Source organism: Ruegeria sp. BB7 (assembly GCF_056539365.1).
Window position 1 is genome coordinate 1 of sequence record NZ_JBQFUV010000001.1, and the last position, 18,497, is coordinate 18,497.

Sequence of the window (18,497 nt, forward strand, 5' to 3'; positions counted from 1 at the left end):
GCTTGCTTCACCGCAAATCCGCCGCATAATCACAAAAACCAGATGAGCCAGATCCTCTCTTAGCTCAGGCGGCCATCTGTCCCAAAATCCCTGACGACGGACAGTCTCCGATAATCCCACGCTCCCGGATTCCTAGCCAAAGCTTGAGTAAGAAATCATCGAACTCATGCTCATGGATAACCGCGTTCCCATGTTCATTAAAGTTTGTGAAAGTTGTCAGATATCCCACTCTGGAGAAGTCACGACAGATGAAAACTTCGCCTTGTGAGTAGCGTCGTCGCACTACGCCTTCTGAATAAAAATTCGTTACTTCGTTCTCATGTTCAATATTGTTAGCGGCTTTAGTCAGAGCTTCCGATAACCTCGAAGGATCGCCACAGTATCGGATTGTGAACTGCCCCTGAATGCTGTTCCGGTCAATCGCGTGACTATCGAATTCAGTTTCTAAGGTGGTAGGAATAGTAACCACTATTGGCGAAGTAGATGCGAAGATGTTGCCTATTCGGACTTCGATCTCAGTATCCATGTTGGGTAAAGTACGAGTAACGCTCCGTTTAGGCCAATTAACTATTGCCCCAACTACCAAGCCAACTGGTATTAGAAACCATAACAACCATGCATAGGGTTCAATATCGGTCCTGAATTTAGTCAGAAGCCCAATGCTAAAAGCTGTCCAACCGACGCCAAGTGGTGCAAAGGTCATGCTCCAAAAATTTGGTGACTTGAGTAACTGTTTGATCTGCCATCTAAAAATTTTCATTGCAAACCCAGAGATTGATAAATGCTGTCTTTGTAATAGTAAGGTCCAGTTTCTCCTCGCGCTTTTAAGGCCGAGTGATTATGCGGCCAATCACCGAGAGCGTGTTCGATTATCTTGGCGTTAAAGCTGACATGCACAGCCAACTTGTCGCGCAGAAGTGGAGGGCAGTTGTTGGTGTCTTGATACCTAAGCCCGTTGAGATTGACACCAATGATGGGCATATCTCGCTTCAAAGCTTGTTCAATCTCCCAGCGCACAAACTTATATAAGAATTTCGTGCTGTTTCCGATAAGCAAGACAAAGGTTTTGCTATGTCTCATACGTTCCTGCAAACTGGACTTGATAGAGAGTTCGGAACTAGTGTCTCTTGCTGTTGTCACGTCATGTGCATTGAAGAAGTTAAACGACGTATGATCGCTTTGTTTCCACGCAAGCATGAGCCGATAGTAGTTCATGTCGCTATCGCCATCGAATGAAACAAATACCTTGTTGCGGTAGGGCATAATGTCCTCAGAAGATAGTTAAGTATGTTGACTAGCCGTATCGCAAAGAAGACTGGGGAAAAAGCTTAACTTTTCCACATAATTAGACCGTAAGTGTTCGCGGCACCTGTGCGTTACTCCCGTAAGCTGGAGTTAATGGAGCCATCTTCCCGATAGTGCCGAAACTCAATCAATGAGCTTGTGTACTTCCAACACTGGCCCATGCTGTTTGTCGAAGGTTAGTGTGTGTGTTGAAGTGATCGAAAGGTTTTAATCCCCTGTGTTTTCGATGGTAATGTTGTGGGTAGGACTATTCCGGTTCAGAATTTGAAAAAAGGTGACACAAAGAGTGACACATGTGATTTTGGCGTTGACGTAAGTATCTGTAAAATAATAGTAATACGATGTGAAAATTGGTAAAAAATCCTCTCAGGTGCGCCATAATCCTCTAATCTAAGAGACTTTAAGCTGTACGGCTCGACACATAAATTCAGTCAGGTCCGGCATACCCACCAAAAAACAAAGAGCGCCCCAAGGGGCGCTCATCGAAGCGGAACAGTTCTGACGACTTAACCGCCCCAGGTGCGGACTTCACCGCAATCCATGTGAACGAAGTTCGAACGGGAGTATTTGCCAACACCGCCGGCGCGGCAGGACACAGCCGCCTTGGCCATCTGCGATACGGAACGCGATGACAGGCGAAGATCGGCGGCCTGACCTTTCATGTGAAGCGAATTCTTGGCAACCCGGCGCGAACGAGAGCGTAACATTGCGTTGGTTTGCGGAGAACGATAGCCGGACAGCAGCATATAAGGTTCATTGACGTCCAGCAGGTTATGCGACGCAGCCATGATGTCGATGGTGCGCAGGTCCATGTCCTTGACCTGATCGGTGCGCCAATCGCGCATGAAGTGATTTACTTCCTTCACGGCGTCTTTGATGTATTTGCCGTCGACCCAATAGATCATGTCGATCCGTTCGCCGGTGCGGCCGGAATACATGCGAATACGACGCACATCTCCACCACCGCGAAGAAAGCCTGCTGCATTGGAATAAGTAGGTGCTGCGACGACTGCCGTAGCTGCAAATGCGCCCAATAGGGCACGACGGGTCAAACCCGAGGTACTGCTCTTCGTCATTTTTGTTTCGTCCCGTACTGTTCCTGCCTGCGCACGATGTTACGCGCGCGTTCTTAATTTTTTTCCCATCCCAGATGCGGGATTTATGACACAGACGCAAAAGTCAGCCAAGAAGTCTTTCAAATTCACCTTTTCAAGGGGGAATTTTCGGCAGTTTTTTGCGCAGATGACGCAAATATGTATAATCTTAGGGCGCTTGGCGGCGCGCTTCCGCCTGGCGATGCAAACAAGCATCAACCATCAAGAGATGCGCGGTATTGATACATTTGTGAATAGACAATCTTTTTACGGTGCAATCATAGTTATCGATGCGCACCCCGCTGGTGTAAAATAACGATTGATCAAGGCCATCCTATGTTCTCAGGTTTCCGGACACGTACTGGTATACTCTTCACTGCATGTTTTCTGGCATCAGCAGCTATGGCTGACAACGACACTAGACCAGCAACAGCATTTCAGATGGCAGTTGCAGAGTTCGCACCGACCGGGTCCGGGATTGCTGAATTTTATCGCGAGAACGGATTTGCGCCTGTCTGGGTCGGTAAAACACCTCAGCACACTGCGCGACGTGCGCGTTTGATCAGAGCATTATCTTCAGTTGATATGCACGGTTTGCCTCAGGGAACCTACAGCGTTCAGCTCTTACTGGGCCAGATGCAAGACGCCCGGACGACCCGAGATCTTGGTGCAATTGAGATACAGTTGAGCCGTGCATTTGTCGAATACGCACGGAACCTGCAATCCGGCACCTTGCAACCGTCGGATATCGACGATGGGTTGGTTCGGAAGGTCGAACGCCGTTCTACCAAAGATCACCTTGAGGGGCTTATATCAGCGGAAAACGGCACCTATTTCGATCAACTTGCGCCGCAAACCACCCAGTACCGATCGCTTATGAAGCAGAAGCTGGTTCTCGAGCAATTGATTCATCAAGGCGGCTGGGGGCCAACTGTTCCAGCAGATAAATTGGAGCTTGGAGATACCGGCCCAAATGTCATTAAACTAAGGAACCGCTTGGTCTCGATGGGGTATATACGGCCAACAGCCAGCCCCGAATTCGATGAAAAGCTTCTGACTGCCGTTCAGGCATTTCAAGCTGACCACGGTCTGGCACCGGACGGTGTGGCCGGGCAGGGCACGATATCCGAACTGAACCGCAGTGCGTCAGATCGCCTCAAAGCAGTTTACGTTGCGTTGGAGCGCGAACGCTGGTTGCCGCGCGAACGCGGTGAACGACATATTCTGGTGAATCAGGCCGATTTCTCTGCCAAGATTGTCGATGACGGGTTGGTGACGTTCGAAACGCGCGCGGTGATCGGTAAAAACACGCATGACCGACGCAGCCCTGAGTTTTCGGACGAGATGGAACATATGGTTATCAATCCAAGTTGGTATGTCCCGCGCTCAATCATCACCAAGGAATACCTGCCAAAGCTGCAATCCGATCCAAACGCTGTTGGGCACATCCAAATTACTGATCGAAGGGGGCTGCAAGTCGATCGCGGGGCGGTGGATTTTGCCCAATTCAACGCACGAAACTTTCCGTTTGCTATGCGCCAACCGCCCAGCAAAAGTAACGCGCTGGGGTTGGTGAAATTCATGTTCCCCAACCAGTACAACATCTATCTTCATGACACGCCTCAGAAAAGCCTGTTCGCGCGTGAGGTGCGGGCGTTCTCACATGGATGTATCCGTCTGGCAGATCCGTTTGACTTTGCCTATGCGTTGCTGGCCAAGCAAGAAGAAGACCCCAAGGCGTTTTTCCATCGCATTCTGGCTACGGGCAAGGAAACTACTGTGCAGCTAAAGCAACACGTACCTGTCCACCTGATCTATCGTACCGCGTATGTTGGACCGAAGGGAAAGGTTCAATACCGCCGCGATGTCTATGAGCGGGACGGAAAAATCTGGGAGGCCCTTCAGAAAGCAGGGGTGGCCCTGCCGGACGTTCAAGGGTAATCAACAGGGCAAGTCCTTAATTCCGGAAGCCCGACATGCACTATACCATTCAGCAAATTGCCGACGCTCTTGGGGCGGAATGCCAGGGTGACACCAGCCTTGTCATCGAACGTGCGGCTGAACCAGCGGACGCCAAAGCTAGTGATTTGGCGATGGCGATGTCTCCGAAATATGCTGAAGCGTTGAGTGGAGGGGCCGCAAGGACTGCCGTGCTGTGGGAGGGTGCAGATTGGCAAGCGCTGGGTCTTGCAGCTGCAATCTTTGTGCCTAGGCCGCGAATGGCAATGGCTGGGATCACCGCGATGTTGGATCGGGGGCAGGGCGTCGAGCCCGGTATTCATCCCTCGGCCGTGATTGATCCTACAGCAGAAGTTGGCGAGGGCGCAGCGATCGGACCGCTTGCGGTTATTGGCGCGCGTGCGCGTATTGGCAAGGGCGCTGTGATCGGGTCGCATTGTGTGATCGGGATGGACGCATCAATTGGCGACAACGCCACCCTGCGAGAGATGGTTAGCATTGGTGCCAGGGCGCAAATCGGGGATCGCTTTATTGCCCAGCCGGGCGCGCGGATTGGTGGCGACGGGTTCAGCTTTGTCACTCCAGAGGTATCGGGCGTCGAAAACGTCCGCAAGACCATGGGCGATCAGGGCGATGCCCGAGCGCAAAGCTGGCTCCGTATCCATTCACTGGGTGCTGTTGAGCTCGGCGATGACGTTGAGGTTGGGGCAAATTGCACCGTTGATAACGGAACGATACGCAACACCTGCATCGGCAGCGGCTCCAAACTGGATAACCTGGTGCATGTTGGCCACAACACTCGGGTGGGCCAGGACTGTCTGCTTTGCGGGCAAACCGGCGTATCTGGATCAGTTGAAATTGGCAACAACGTCGTATTGGGTGGTCAGACAGGTGTGGTCGACAATATTTTTATCGGCGATGGCGTTATAGCAGGGGGCGGAACCAAAATTCTGTCCAACATACCCGCAGGCCGCGTGATTATGGGCTATCCGGGTATTAAAATGGAAACGCATACTGACATCTATAAAGCACAACGCCGTTTGCCACGAATGGCGCGTGACGTAGAGGCTTTGAAAAAGGCTGTTTTCAAACAGCCCTCGAGCGATTAAATCATCCTCAACGGGATAATCAGAGGACCGACATGAGCATCACCGATCGCGTCATCGCAATCATTGCTGAACAGGCCGTGCTGGAGCCTTCGGACGTCACGCCCGAAAGTACGCTTGAGGATCTTGGCATCGACAGTCTGGGCCTGGTGGAAAGCATCTTCGCTATCGAAGAAGAGTTCGACATCTCGGTTCCCTTCAACGCCAATGAGCCTGAAAACAACGATTTTGACATCTCGAACGTGGCGGCAATCATCGCCGGGATCGAGAAACTTGTGTCGGAAAAGGTCTGACGCAAAGATATGAAACGCGTTGTCATTACAGGGGCCGGTACGATCAACTCGTTGGGCCATTCCGTCCCTGATACGCTAGAGGCCATGCGTGAAGGGCGCTGTGGTATCTCTGATCTGGAATTCCGCGATGTTGAACGGCTATCCATCAAAATCGGTGGCCAGGTTCGCGGATTTGAGGCTGAAGGGCGTTTTAACCGCCAGCAAATGAGCCTCTATGATCGGTTCACTCAATTCACGCTGACGGCCGCGAAAGAAGCGATTGACCAATCGGGAATCGAGTTCCACGGCGAATTGGCTGCCCGTTCCGGTGTAGTGCTTGGCACCGCCGGAGGCGGTGTTTCAACTTGGGATGACAATTACCGTTCGGTCTACGAAGACGGCAAAAACCGCGTTCATCCATTCGTGGTGCCGAAATTGATGAACAATGCGGCGGCCAGTCATGTTTCGATGGAGCACAATCTAAAAGGCCCAAGTTTCACGGTTTCGACAGCCTGCGCTTCTTCCAACCATGCAATGGCTCAAGCCTTTCAGATGGTACGCAGCGGGGCGGCTCCGGCGATGGTGACCGGCGGGTCCGAATCCATGCTATGCTTTGGTGGCGTGAAGGCTTGGGAAGGTCTGCGCGTTATGTCCAAGGATGCTTGCCGTCCGTTCAGCGCCAACCGCAACGGCATGGTGCAAGGCGAAGGCGCCGGGATATTCGTGTTCGAAGAATACGAACACGCTAAGTCCCGAGGGGCGGATATCCTTTGCGAGGTTGTAGGTTTCGCCATGTCGTCGGATGCGTCAGACATTGTGATGCCCAGCAAACAAGGCGCGGCACGGGCCATGTCCGGAGCATTAGCGGATGCGCGTTTGAATGCTGATCAGGTCGGTTATATTAACGCGCACGGAACCGGCACAGCCGCGAACGACAAAACAGAATGCGCGGCTGTTGCAGATGTTTTCGGTCCGCACGCGGATGATCTGATGATCTCGTCCACAAAATCCATGCATGGTCACTTGATCGGTGGCACAGGGGCGGTTGAGCTGCTGGCTTGTATCATGGCGCTGCGGGATGGTGTGATCGCGCCGACTATTGGCTATCAAGAACCTGACCCTGAGTGCGCTCTGGACGTGGTGCCAAATGAAGCGCGCGAAGCTAAGGTGGATGTGGTGCTTAGCAATGCCTTTGCTTTCGGCGGATTGAACGCGGTTCTTGCCCTAAAGCGGGTCTGAAGCCCAAGGATTTTTACAAAAACGCCGCCGAAATTTACCGGCGGCGTTATCTAAATCTTCGATTAGTTCTGATTAATGCCGAGACCGTCAAAACCTGCGGTAAAACCCGACAGGGACATATCCATATTCACGACCTGATCGGGGAATCGGGCAGGGACAAGTGAAAATACCGCTTTGGTGCCGGCCTTCATCGCGTCGATGTCTCCCTGGCTTAGGCCCAGTTGAGCAACGCAGCCCACAGGAATGCAGTGGTGGTAGTTATACAACTTTCGTGGTGCACCATCGATCGACAGAGCAAGTTGTGCCTGTAGCAACGTTTCCAAAGGAACAATAACGTTGGCCCATGCTACGGCCGCTCCGCCTTGCGGCAGTTTGCCGATGGTAACTTCGGCGATGGGCTCGCCTTGCTGTCCATTCAGGATTTGAACCATGGCACAGGGGTCATCACCCTCTTGCGCCTTGAGACATGAAATGTCCCAATCTCCGGTCTTTTCCTTAACGTACTGCTCACCGACACGGGGGCCGGACGTGCCCAGATCCAAGCCGTTTTCTGTGGGCGAGGCCTGAGTTTCATCGCTTTGCGTTTCCTGAGCGCTGACCGCGCCAGACACAAGCATGCCGGTCACTACGGTCAGGGGAAGAAGTTTCTTAATCATGAATGCCTCGGCTAAGTGGTTGGTCTTTTTGGTCGGTATTATCACCCTTAGATCGTGCTGTCAGGCGCTAAGCAAAATAAATAAAAGGACATACTCAGATTTTCGCCAATTTTGCCGTTCAATATTACGAATTGAAAATAAGAAAGGGAGCCAGCAGAGCGGCTCCCTTCCAAATAATTTTCTCCCCGTCGGACTGGCCGACTTAGTTATGCGCAGACGTTACGAGAGGGGAGCGCACTGGTCAACTACAAACCTGAACTTTTAATGGAAGATCAAGTATCCCGTTAAAAAAACCGCGCCCGAAGGCGCGGTCAGTCGACAGGGAGGAAGTTTGCCGCCTTGTACGTTTGACCGCGAAGACAGCGATTAAACTATCGCAGTCAAAAGTTAACTTTGTATGCTGGGGGCAGATCGGTGGAAATTAAGGCCTTACATACATGGACAAAAATATCTTTTTGGGCGGCGCGGGCGACGAGTACGTTCAGCCTCAATCACTAGCGCTGAAATATGCGAACCGGCATGGGTTGATCGCCGGGGCGACCGGTACGGGTAAAACGGTAACCCTGCAAATTCTTGCCGAGGGGTTTTCTGAGGCGGGGGTTCCGGTCTTTCTATCTGATGTCAAAGGCGATTTGTCCGGGTTGGCCAAGGCTGGCAGTGCCAGTCACAAGCTGCACCAAGCCTTCCAGGATCGCGCCGAACGTATTGGATTTCTGGACTACACCTATGCCTCTTGCCCGGTGACATTCTGGGATTTGTTCGGTCAACAAGGGCATCCGGTGAGAACCACGGTAACAGAATTGGGACCTTTGCTGTTGTCTCGCCTGATGGACCTGAGCGAGGCGCAGGAGGGTATTCTGAACATCGCTTTCCGAGTAGCAGATGAAGAAGGGATGCCGCTGCTTGATCTCAAGGATTTGCAAGCGCTGTTGGTCTGGATCGGAGAAAACCGGGCAAAATTTTCTCTGCGGTATGGCAATGTTTCAACCGCTTCAATCGGCGCAATTCAAAGGCGTCTTCTGGTTTTGGAGAACCAGGGTGGAACGAATCTGTTTGGTGAGCCCGCATTGGAGTTGGCGGATCTCATGCGTACCGATGAGAACGGGCAGGGGGTTGTGAACATCCTTGCCTCGGACAAGCTGATGGGCTCACCGCGGCTTTATGCAACGTTCTTGTTGTGGCTATTAAGCGAGCTGTTCGAAGAACTGCCCGAGGTCGGCGACCCGGACAAACCCAAGCTGGTATTTTTCTTCGACGAGGCTCATTTGCTTTTCGAAGATGCTCCCAAGGTTCTGGTCAACAAGGTGGAACAGGTTGCCCGATTGATCCGGTCAAAAGGGGTTGGCGTTTACTTCATCTCGCAAAACCCAGCTGACATTCCCGAAGATATTCTTGGTCAACTCGGCAACAGGGTGCAGCACGCGTTACGCGCATTTACGGCCCGAGACCGCAAGAACTTGCGCCTCGCCGCAGAAACCTATCGTGAGAACCCTGCGTTTGACACGGAAACTGCAATTCGCGAGGTCGGCGTAGGTGAAGCGGTGACATCTATGCTTCAAAAGAAGGGCGTTCCCGGAATCGTTGAGAGGACGCTGATCCGACCACCGTCGTCTCAACTCGGGCCAATTTCCGACGCTGAGCGTCAGGAGGTATTGGACGCGTCCCCGATGCAGGTCAAATACTACAAGTTGATGGATCGCAAATCTGCCTTCGAAATCCTACAGGCTCGTGCAGATCAAGCCGCGCAAGCCGCGGCCAAAGCGGAAGAAATGGAAGAAACACAAACTGTGGCCGAACGAGAGTTCGCCACAGCCCGACGATATTCCGGTAGCCGGGTCGGGAGATCCTCGTCACGTATGACCCGGAAAAAGGATACTTTTGCGACCGCAATGAGCGAGGCGGTCATCAAGGAATTGAAAGGCACCACCGGTCGTAGGATTGTCCGCGGCATTCTGGGCGGGCTGTTTCGCGCCAGATAAAGGCAAGGCGTTGCGCGGTCGATATGCCGCCCAACGCCAAACCACTTATTTTAGTCGGCGTTGGCCTTCCTGACGGCAATAACCGTCTGCTTCGGGCACAGACATCTTATCGGCCGGGAAGTTGATGGCGCGGTCCCACGTCACCCGGTCGTGGCGATACAACTGACACGTAACTTCACCTTTTGGGGTCTGAACCTTGACTGGCTCAGTCTCCAGATCTTCGGGCGATGGGATACATGCAGTCAGACCGGCGACAAGCGGCAGCATAGCGAGCTTGGCGATGAGCGAAGTTTTCATGTAGCGTCTTCTCACTCTTGAGAGGTGACCTTTAGTATCACCATGGGTTGACTAATTTAACGTGAAGGCGACCTGGCGCGGATCAAGGATGTGCCTAACGATTGTGACCTCTATTAAGGTTCTGTTCATAAATCAAGAAGCCGCCCCGATTATGCGGCGCGACTTCAAGGAACACTCTGAAACCGCGTTATTTCTCGGGAATCAGCCCCCTTGGACTGAATCTGAGAACAATCAACAGGATCAGGCCCATAGTGAGCAGTCGCATATGAGCGGCACTTTCGATCAGATGTGCCTTAAGTGCGCTGCCATCAGGCAGGCCAAAGGTAATCAGGCTCATCAGCCAAAGTCCGATGGGCTCTACCTGTACCCACAGGAACCAGATCAGAAACGCACCCAAAACCGCGCCCAGATTATTGCCCGATCCGCCGACGATCACCATAACCCAGACAAGAAAGGTAAAGCGCAATGGCTGATACGCGCTGGGGGTTAGCTGACCATCCAGAGTGGTCATCATTGCGCCTGCAATGCCGCAGATGGCTGAGCCCAGAACAAATATCTGCAGGTGACGGCGCGTTACGTCCTTGCCCATTGCCTCGGCTGCAACTTCGTTGTCGCGGATCGCGCGCATCATGCGTCCCCACGGACTGTGTAGCGCTTTTTGGGCCATCCACAGCAGCACCACCAGCACAATCAGGAACAGCAGCGAATAACCCAGTTTGACGGCAAGGGTCGAGGCGATGATCGGGTCGAGCCCCAACCAGTCTGCGCGTGCAACAAAGCCCGGATCATTCTGTAGGTCGACCTCATAGCCAACGACCGGAGCAGGGCGCGGGATGCCGTAGACGTTCTTGACGCCTCGGGCCAGCCAATCTTCGTTTTTCAGGATCGCGATGATGATCTCGGCAATGCCCAGCGTTGCAATCGCCAGATAGTCTGAACGCAAGCCCAAGGCAGTTTTCCCGATCAACCACGCGGCGCCTGCAGCCAGTAGCCCCCCTGCTGGCCAAGCCAGCAGAACCGGCAAGTTCAAGCCCCCAAGGTTACCCGCAACTGCCGGTTCGATTGCCTCAACAGCTGCAACGCTGGGGTCAAACACCGCACGATAGATAAAGAACCCGGCAATCAGAATGGCAATGATCGAAAGCGTGCGAACACGACCCTTTGGCATCTTTTGTGCCACCAGAACCGTGGCGACAACGGTCGCAGCCCCCAAAAGCAGGGCCAGAACGATACCGTACCCTCCGGCAGACCATGCCCCAGGCGTCATCGGGGTCGAGACCAGCACAACCGCCAGCCCACCCAACGCTACAAAGCCCATGACCCCAACGTTGAACAGGCCTGCAAAACCCCATTGAAGGTTCACCCCCAGCGCCATGATGGCCGAGATCAGCCCCATATTCAGGATCAAAATCGCGGCGTTCCAGCTTTGAGTGAAACCGGTCAACAGGATCAGACCACCGACCACTGCAAAGAGAAGCGAGTTTTTGACGGAGTCGGTCATACCGCTTTCCCCTTAAACAGGCCCGTAGGCTTGAACAGAAGCACGATCAGCAGGATGACAAAGCTGACGGCGAATTTGTAATCTGTGGACAGGAACTGAACCAAGCTGGACGGTTCCAGGTTTTCTGGTGCCAGATAGGTCAGAACTTTTTTCCAGGCATAGGTGATAGTTACTTCGGAAAAGGCGATAATGAACCCACCGGCGATTGCCCCCAGTGGGCTACCCAGTCCGCCTACAATGGCCGAGGCGAAGATCGGCAGCAGCAATTGGAAATACACGAAAGGCTTGAAGCTCTTGTCGAGGCCGTACAGCACGCCGGCAGTAGTCGCCAACGCAGCCACGATGATCCATGTGATCATCACCACACGTTCAGGGTTGATGCCGGACAGCAGCGCCAAATCCTCATTATCTGAATAAGCGCGCATCGACTTGCCGGTACGGGTTTTGTTCAGGAACCAGAACAGCAATGCCACGGCCACAACGGCGACGATCACGGTGATACCCTGAGAAGTCTTGATCGCCAGCCCCTCACGCAGCCCCGTCATGGCCTTGAAATCACGCGCCGAGACAATGAACCGTGCCCCATCCGAGAACCTTTGATCATCCGGCCCGATGACGAAACGCACCAAGCCGTTCATAATGAACATCACGCCCATCGAAACAATCACCAGAATGACCGGTTTGGCCTTTTGTTCTCGGTAGAAACGATAAACCAGTCGGTCGGTGATCAGCACCAGAACGATACAGCCGAGAATAGCAAAGGGCAGGGCCAGCAGTGCGGTTGGCAACGGCCCGAAACTGATCCCCGCTGCCTGCAGGCCCCAGGTGACCAGTACGGCGATCATCGCGCCAAAGGCCATTGTATCGCCATGGGCAAAGTTCGAAAAACGCAGGATGCCATAGATCAGCGTCACCCCCAACGCGCCCAGCGCCAACTGGCTACCATAGGCGATTGCGGGTACAAGTACAAAGTTGGAGAGCGCAACAAGCGCGTTCAGGAAGTCCATTTATTTTCTCACTGTCCGGGTGCGGTTTTATGGCATGGCGAAGTTGGGGCGCACAACATCATGCACCCCATTTTTTTGAGATATTTCACCCGGAAAATAAGTGTACGGACGACCTTAGATTATAGGTTCGTCACAACTGCCCCAATCATTGGTTGCGTGCGCACCTTTGATGGTCATGTCATAGCTCAAATCCTGAAAGTCGACTACAAATGTTATCACATCGCGGCCCATAATATGCAGGAAGGTCAGGGAATCGATCCCGGGCAGAATCTTTACTTCGCCTCGTATCTCACCGGCGTCGATAAAGCCCGCGTCGCTTGCTCCGGACCGCGCCAAAGTAACGGTTTCACCGCTCTGCTCCGAGGTGCAGGTGACCACGAAATCAGCACCATCCAACGGGCCAGTAGCGGCTGCCTGTGCAACAGCGGGAAGGCCGAGTGCAAGCGATAGAGTGATCAGTTTTTTCATGAGAGTACCTTATTCAGTTTTGCGCGCCTGCCCCTAAGGTCGGACGAGGTTTGACGGCCATTTATTGGATGATCACGGTGAGAGAACCCGCCGGGACTATAAAGCTACTCATATTTTCTGAGTTCTGAAGTATGTGACGATTGGAATCACAAACTATTGAAAATGCACAACCTAATGGTGAAATGTTTTTGTCAAAATGTGAATTCTATAACAGCCATTGCGTGCGTACAGCATGCTCCAACACCCCCCTTTGAATATCTCAAAGAAAGTGGTCCGGTCGCAATTCGACCGAAGGTCATGGCAACTTTGCCCGCAAATCGAGAGCGTCAGCCTCCCAAGAAACTCTTACGAACCTCGGGATCGGCCAGCAGTTCCTTGCCTGTTCCGGTATAAGCATTTCGCCCCTGGACCAACACATAACCCTTGTCCGCGATCTCCAGCGCCTGGCGGGCATTCTGTTCGACCATCAGGATCGGCAGCCCAGTGCGCGAAACCTCGATAATCCGATCGAACAGCTCATCCATCACGATGGGCGAGACACCTGCGGTCGGTTCGTCCAGCATCAAAACCTTGGGCTGAGTCATCAGCGCGCGGCCCACCGCGACCTGTTGGCGTTGGCCGCCTGACAGCTCTCCGGCCGCCTGATTGCGCTTGTCACGCAGGATGGGGAACAGGTCATAGACCTGCTCCATCGTCTGGCTGATGTCGTCTCGACGGATGAAGGCACCCATTTCAAGGTTTTCCTCAACCGTCATCGACGTGAAAATATTGTGGGTTTGGGGCACAAAGCCCATGCCTTTGATTACACGGTCCTGCGGCGAAAGATTGGTGATGTCTTCGCCATCCAGTCGCACAGAGCCCGAGCGCACGTCCAGCATCCCGAAAACGGCTTTCATCGCGGTGGATTTGCCAGCACCATTCGGGCCGACAATGACAGCAATCTCACCGGCATCAACCGCAATGGTGCAGTCATGCAAAATATCCGGCCCCTTGCCATAACCACCGGTCATGGTGTCACCGATCAGGAAGGGGCCACCGCTGACCTTGCGGGTCTCACCACTGGTAGGGTGCGCAGGAGTCATTGTACCAGCGCCTTGGGCGTTGGTGATCGTAGCGTCCTTGTTGCCGTGGTCATCCTGGTAGGGGTTGTCACTCATGCCCCTGCCTCCAGCTTGTCTTTGTTCTTCAGCCCGGTGCCCAAATACGCCTCAATCACGTGCTCGTTGGCTTTGATCTCGTCCAGAGTACCTTCGGCTAACACCTTGCCTTCAGCCATACAGATGACCGGGTCGCAAATTTTGCCAATGAAATCCATATCGTGTTCGATGACCACGAAGGTATAGCCGCGTTCCTTGTTCAGGCGTAGGATCGTATCCGCGATGGTCATCAGCAGGGTGCGGTTCACGCCCGCGCCGACCTCGTCCAGAAACACGATCTTGGCGTCGACCATCATGGTACGGCCCAGTTCCAACAGTTTCTTTTGCCCGCCAGAGACCTGACCCGCCTTGTGGTCAGCCAGATGTTCGATGGTCAGAAACTCCAGAACTTCGTCGGCCTTAGCTTTCAACGCGCGTTCTTCATCAGCAATGCGTTTGCGACCAAACCATGTGTTCCAAAGCGATTCACCCGATTGCGCGCCGGGTACCATCATCAGATTCTCGCGACAGGTCATCGAGGAAAACTCGTGCGCGATCTGGAAGGTGCGCAACAGACCCTTGTGAAACAACTCATGCGGGGGCAGGCCGGTGATATCCTCACCATCCATGATGACCTTGCCACTTGTCGGTGGCAAAACGCCCGCGATCACGTTGAATAGAGTGGTCTTGCCCGCCCCGTTTGGACCGATCAGGCCGGTGATTGAGCCTTTCTGGATCTCCAGCGAGGCGCCATCCACCGCGTGGAAGCCGCTAAAATGCTTGTGCACGTCCTCAACGACGATCATGGTTTTCCCTTGCCTTATCCCCGAAAACAGAGGTGCAGCCTTTTGTCACCGAAACAGCCCGGACACAAGGCCCGGGCTGTCAGGTTTTGCTTTGCGAGGCTATGAATTAACGGTAGTTGACCGTTTTCATTTCGCCATCGATGACCTCGATTTCGCGGTAAGAGCCAGCGCTCTCACCGGGTCCGATCAGCTCAACGCCGGACGCACCGACATAGTCGATCTCTTGACCTGCGGCGAGCAGTTCCAGACCTTTTGCCAGCTCGCCCGGATAGATCTTTTCACCGGGTTCGTTGGCAACGTCCATTATCTTGCTGCCATAGTCAGCCGGGCTGCTGGAACCGGCGGCCTGCATGGCCAAAAGGAACAACGCTGCGGCATCATAGGATTCAGGCACAAAGATTGACGAGCCATCAAATCCTTCTGCTTCGGCCATTGCATAGAAAGCGTCCGCAGCTTCGCTTTTCGAACCCGGAGCCTGGCCATAAGATCCGTCCAGATCGGGGCCGACGTTTTGGGGCAGCGAGTCGCCAATCATGCCACCCGGCAGGCCGAACGTGTCAAACGCGCCGCTGTCCAGCGAGGATTGGATGATGCCCAGACCGCCTTGGTCCAGATAGCCTGCAACAACCAGAATGTCGCCTCCTGCCGAGGCCAAAGCACCAACCTCTGCCGAATAGTCTGCCTTGCCGTCTTCATGCGCGGCCACGATGGTCACTTCACCGCCCTTTGCTTCGAAGGACGACTTGATCGCCTCGGACAAGCCTTTGCCATAGTCGTTGTTGGTGTACGTCAGAGCGATGGAATTGACCCCACGTTCTGTCAGGATCTCAGCCATGATTTCACCCTCACGCGCGTCCGATGGCGAAGTGCGAAAGAAAAGGCCGTTATCTTCCATCACCGACAGGCCCGGCGAGGTTGCCGATGGCGAGATCATGACCATGCCATTGGGTACGGCGACGTTTTGCAGAATCGCACCGGTAACGCCCGAGCAGTCGCCGCCGACAAGGCCGTTGATGCCTTCGGCAACCAGGCGTTCAGCGTTTGCCGTAGCCAGCGCGTTGTCGGCGCAGCCAGTGTCAGCGCGAACGGGTGTAACGGTGGACCCGTCAAGCAGTTTGCCCGAATCCGAGACTTCTTTCATCGCCAGTTCAGCACCGGATGCCATTGCAGGCGAAAGTGATTCAATCGGGCCGGTAAAACCGAACATAATGCCCATCTTGACATCTTCGGCCATGGCGGTGCCGGCCAGCAAAGCGGTTGCTGCGGTTGCTGTAAGCAGCTTTTTCATGAGGTTACTCCCTGAAGTGGTCTTCAATCTGGGCACGACCCTAGGCAAGCTTTCGAGAAATGAAAAGTCCTAACGAAAAAGTGTCTTTGCGTGTTGGCGCTCTATCTAGTCTGATAGCTGGATGCAGTTGCCGAGCAGGTTCCTTAAAACGCGGAGGATAACAGTGTTCCGGGCATTTTTGATGGTAGTTTTTACGTGGTCTGGCACCGCGTGGGCCGAAAATTTAACGACTTCGCAAGGCATAATCGACGTCACCGAAATAGTGGCCGGGCTTGATACCCCTTGGGCTGTGGGGATTTTGCCCGATGGTGGGTTTCTGGTGACCGAACGCGACGGATCGCTTCTGCACGTTGAAAACGGGCGGGTAAGGCACGTTTCTGGAACCCCTCAGATCGTGGCCAAAGGGCAGGGTGGATTGTTGGATGTTACTGTTGCTCGAGACTTCAATCGTAGCCGAGAGATCTTCCTGACTTTTTCGAAACGACAACGGGGCGGCGCAGGGACTGCGCTTGCGGTTGCGCGGTTGTCTGAAACTGGTGACAAACTTACAAATCTCAGAGTGATCTTCGAGGCCAATCCGGGTGGATCAGGCGGCCGGCATTTCGGTTCGCGCGTGGTTGAGGCTGTGGATGGAACGCTGTTTCTAACAATCGGGGATCGAGGAGATCGACCCATGGCGCAGGACAGGTCAAATCACATGGGGTCGGTGATCCGCATTAACCGTGACGGCTCGGTTCCCAGCGACAATCCCTTTGTTCAGGTAGATGGAGTTCGCCCTGAAATCTGGTCTTATGGTCACCGCAATCCTCAGGGGGCAGCATTGGATTCGCGCGGTCGGTTGTGGGTCTCAGAGCATGGGGCACGAGGCGGGGATGAGGTCAATCTGGTTCTATCTGGCCGGAACTATGGCTGGCCGATCATTTCCTATGGCACGCACTATTCGGGTCAAAAGATCGGTGAGGGCACCCATAAACTCGGAATGGAACAGCCCAGGCATTATTGGGACCCATCCATCGCGCCTTCGGGGCTACTGGTGTATTCCGGCAAGCTGTGGCCGAAGTGGAAGGGTGACATCTTTGTCGGATCGCTTAAATTCGATTACATCGCACGCCTTGAGGGTTCACCGCTGAGTGAGATTGAACAAATCAGGGGGCCAGAAACCGAACGGGTTCGAGACATTGTCGAAGCTCCTGATGGGGCGATCTGGTTCATATCAGTCGGGCAGGGGGCGATTTATAGGATGACCCCTGCCAGATAGGCCCAATTCAAACAGACAACCGGTCGCCCTGTGCGCCGCGCTCACGATAAGGTGTGGTGTTGTAATGCGCACGGTAGCATTTCGAGAAATGTGATGGGCTGGCAAATCCACAGGCGAGGGCGACGTTGATCACGCTCATATCTGTTTGCATCAACAAGTTGCGCGCTTTGTGTAGGCGTAACTCCATGTAATATCGCTTGGGCGACCGGCTGAGATAACGGCGGAACAGCCGTTCGAGCTGCCGCGTCGACATGCCGACATCTTTGGCGAGGATCGAAGGCGAGATCGGCTCTTCGATGTTCTTTTCCATCATTAGGATGACTTGGCTTAGCTTGGGGTGACGCACGCCAATCCGGGTAGGGGTCGACAGGCGTTGCGTATCCTGATCGGTGCGGATCGAGGAATAGATCATCTGATCTGCCACCGCATTCGCGAGGTCTTCGCCATAGTCATCAGCAATGATCTTCAGCATCAAGTCGATGGATGAGGTCCCGCCTGCCGTAGTCATTCGATTGCCGTCGATCTGGAACACGGATTTGGTCAGCTCAACCTCGTCAAACTCTTCAATAAAGCTGTCAGAGTTTTCCCAGTGAATCGTCGCACGCTTGCCATCCATCAATCCAGCTTTGGCAAGGGTATAGGCAGCCGTACACAAACCGCCGATACGAAGACCCCGGCGCGCCTCGCGGCGAACCCAGTTCAGGACTTTCTTAGTTGTCGCGGTCTGAACGTCGACACCGCCACAAATCAGTATCACATCGTCTCGCTGGAGCTCGATCAAATCTGCATCCAGTGTGAATGTTGTTCCCGCTGAACAGGTGACGGCTTCGCCGCCCTCGCCTATAAGTGTCCAGGAATACAGTTTTTTATCGGCCATGCGATTGGCGATCCGCAAACTGTCCAGTGCGGATGCAAACGAAAGCAATGAGAATTTGTCCAATAGGACAAATACGAAATTGCGAGGGTTGGTCCCCGAGTTTTCCACCGTGACAACTTGGCGTTGCTCTTTCATGGCGAATTGTCCTTGATTCGTTGGCCGCTGTACGATCACAGCGGGCATTGTAGCAGACACCATGCTCAAAGCTTGTTTGCGGCGTCAAGGGGCGCAAATCGTATATGGTCAGTC

At 53.7% G+C, this 18,497-nt stretch carries 19 protein-coding genes; 7 read left to right on the forward strand and 12 right to left on the reverse strand.

The genetic code is table 11. The annotated features are described in order from the left end of the window. Window positions 1–64: 64 nt before the first annotated feature. The 3 genes from ACR0D7_RS00005 to mepK form a co-directional block, all read right to left on the reverse strand. Window positions 65–760 carry a macro domain-containing protein gene (locus ACR0D7_RS00005; protein ID WP_480677206.1) on the reverse strand — a complete coding sequence of 232 codons (696 nt, stop codon included), beginning with the start codon at window positions 758–760 and terminating at the stop codon, window positions 65–67. Then, entirely contained in the window at window positions 757–1,263 is a 507-nt protein-coding gene (locus tag ACR0D7_RS00010) for a TIR domain-containing protein (protein ID WP_480677207.1), read from the reverse strand. Before ACR0D7_RS00010 ends, ACR0D7_RS00005 begins: the two co-directional genes overlap by 4 nt. A 548-nt stretch (window positions 1,264–1,811) precedes the next feature. Beyond that, the gene (mepK, locus tag ACR0D7_RS00015) at window positions 1,812–2,381 is read right to left on the reverse strand and encodes a peptidoglycan L,D-endopeptidase MepK (RefSeq protein WP_480677208.1); all 570 of its coding nucleotides are present in this window, start codon (window positions 2,379–2,381) and stop codon (window positions 1,812–1,814) included. A gap of 85 nt (window positions 2,382–2,466) precedes the next feature. On the opposite strand from mepK, the gene ACR0D7_RS00020 reads away from it, so the two are divergent. From ACR0D7_RS00020 to ACR0D7_RS00040, 5 genes are read left to right on the forward strand one after another with little or no spacing between them, the layout of a single operon-like run. Then, window positions 2,467–2,715, forward strand: a complete 249-nt coding sequence (locus ACR0D7_RS00020; protein ID WP_480677209.1) for a hypothetical protein — start codon at window positions 2,467–2,469, stop codon at window positions 2,713–2,715. A gap of 20 nt (window positions 2,716–2,735) precedes the next feature. Continuing rightward, window positions 2,736–4,340 carry a L,D-transpeptidase family protein gene (locus ACR0D7_RS00025; RefSeq protein WP_480677210.1) on the forward strand — a complete coding sequence of 535 codons (1,605 nt, stop codon included), beginning with the start codon at window positions 2,736–2,738 and terminating at the stop codon, window positions 4,338–4,340. 35 nt (window positions 4,341–4,375) lie between these two features. Continuing rightward, on the forward strand, window positions 4,376–5,467 hold the full coding sequence (gene lpxD, locus ACR0D7_RS00030; protein WP_480677211.1) for a UDP-3-O-(3-hydroxymyristoyl)glucosamine N-acyltransferase: 1,092 nt from the start codon (window positions 4,376–4,378) through the stop codon (window positions 5,465–5,467). A gap of 32 nt (window positions 5,468–5,499) precedes the next feature. Beyond that, on the forward strand, window positions 5,500–5,757 hold the full coding sequence (locus ACR0D7_RS00035; protein ID WP_170381115.1) for an acyl carrier protein: 258 nt from the start codon (window positions 5,500–5,502) through the stop codon (window positions 5,755–5,757). A 9-nt stretch (window positions 5,758–5,766) separates the two neighbouring features. Next, window positions 5,767–6,975: a beta-ketoacyl-[acyl-carrier-protein] synthase family protein gene (locus ACR0D7_RS00040; protein ID WP_170570347.1), complete on the forward strand. Its 1,209-nt coding sequence runs from the start codon at window positions 5,767–5,769 to the stop codon at window positions 6,973–6,975. Between the two features lie 62 nt (window positions 6,976–7,037). Here the strand turns inward: ACR0D7_RS00040 and ACR0D7_RS00045 are convergent, their stop codons facing one another. Next, window positions 7,038–7,631, reverse strand: coding sequence for an invasion associated locus B family protein (locus tag ACR0D7_RS00045; protein WP_480677212.1), 594 nt, complete (start codon window positions 7,629–7,631; stop codon window positions 7,038–7,040). 437 nt (window positions 7,632–8,068) lie between these two features. Here ACR0D7_RS00045 and ACR0D7_RS00050 point away from each other — a divergent pair, with 437 nt between their 5' ends. Further along, window positions 8,069–9,610, forward strand: coding sequence for a helicase HerA-like domain-containing protein (locus tag ACR0D7_RS00050; RefSeq protein WP_480677213.1), 1,542 nt, complete (start codon window positions 8,069–8,071; stop codon window positions 9,608–9,610). A gap of 45 nt (window positions 9,611–9,655) precedes the next feature. Here ACR0D7_RS00050 and ACR0D7_RS00055 read toward each other — a convergent pair whose 3' ends face one another. The 7 genes from ACR0D7_RS00055 to ACR0D7_RS00085 form a co-directional block, all read right to left on the reverse strand. Further along, window positions 9,656–9,907, reverse strand: coding sequence for a hypothetical protein (locus ACR0D7_RS00055; RefSeq protein ID WP_480677214.1), 252 nt, complete (start codon window positions 9,905–9,907; stop codon window positions 9,656–9,658). A 187-nt stretch (window positions 9,908–10,094) separates the two neighbouring features. Next, a complete protein-coding gene (locus tag ACR0D7_RS00060) occupies window positions 10,095–11,408 on the reverse strand; it encodes a branched-chain amino acid ABC transporter permease (protein WP_480677215.1) in 1,314 nt (437 codons plus the stop codon). Then, window positions 11,405–12,415, reverse strand: coding sequence for a branched-chain amino acid ABC transporter permease (locus tag ACR0D7_RS00065; RefSeq protein WP_480677216.1), 1,011 nt, complete (start codon window positions 12,413–12,415; stop codon window positions 11,405–11,407). Before ACR0D7_RS00065 ends, ACR0D7_RS00060 begins: the two co-directional genes overlap by 4 nt. 114 nt (window positions 12,416–12,529) lie before the next feature. Beyond that, window positions 12,530–12,883, reverse strand: a complete 354-nt coding sequence (locus ACR0D7_RS00070; RefSeq protein WP_480677217.1) for a hypothetical protein — start codon at window positions 12,881–12,883, stop codon at window positions 12,530–12,532. Between the two features lie 326 nt (window positions 12,884–13,209). Next, window positions 13,210–14,040, reverse strand: coding sequence for an ABC transporter ATP-binding protein (locus ACR0D7_RS00075; protein ID WP_480677218.1), 831 nt, complete (start codon window positions 14,038–14,040; stop codon window positions 13,210–13,212). Next, entirely contained in the window at window positions 14,037–14,825 is a 789-nt protein-coding gene (locus ACR0D7_RS00080) for an ABC transporter ATP-binding protein (RefSeq protein WP_480677219.1), read from the reverse strand. The genes ACR0D7_RS00075 and ACR0D7_RS00080 overlap by 4 nt, the downstream gene beginning before the upstream one ends. Window positions 14,826–14,931: 106 nt before the next feature. Continuing rightward, window positions 14,932–16,113 carry an ABC transporter substrate-binding protein gene (locus ACR0D7_RS00085; protein WP_170381125.1) on the reverse strand — a complete coding sequence of 394 codons (1,182 nt, stop codon included), beginning with the start codon at window positions 16,111–16,113 and terminating at the stop codon, window positions 14,932–14,934. Window positions 16,114–16,294: 181 nt separating this feature from the next. Here ACR0D7_RS00085 and ACR0D7_RS00090 point away from each other — a divergent pair, with 181 nt between their 5' ends. Next, window positions 16,295–17,371 (forward strand): PQQ-dependent sugar dehydrogenase, encoded by a 1,077-nt coding sequence (locus ACR0D7_RS00090; protein WP_480677220.1) that lies wholly within the window; start codon window positions 16,295–16,297, stop codon window positions 17,369–17,371. A gap of 7 nt (window positions 17,372–17,378) precedes the next feature. On the opposite strand, the gene ACR0D7_RS00095 is transcribed toward ACR0D7_RS00090, so the two are convergent. Further along, the gene (locus ACR0D7_RS00095; protein ID WP_480677221.1) at window positions 17,379–18,383 is read right to left on the reverse strand and encodes a GlxA family transcriptional regulator; all 1,005 of its coding nucleotides are present in this window, start codon (window positions 18,381–18,383) and stop codon (window positions 17,379–17,381) included. Window positions 18,384–18,497: the final 114 nt, after the last annotated feature.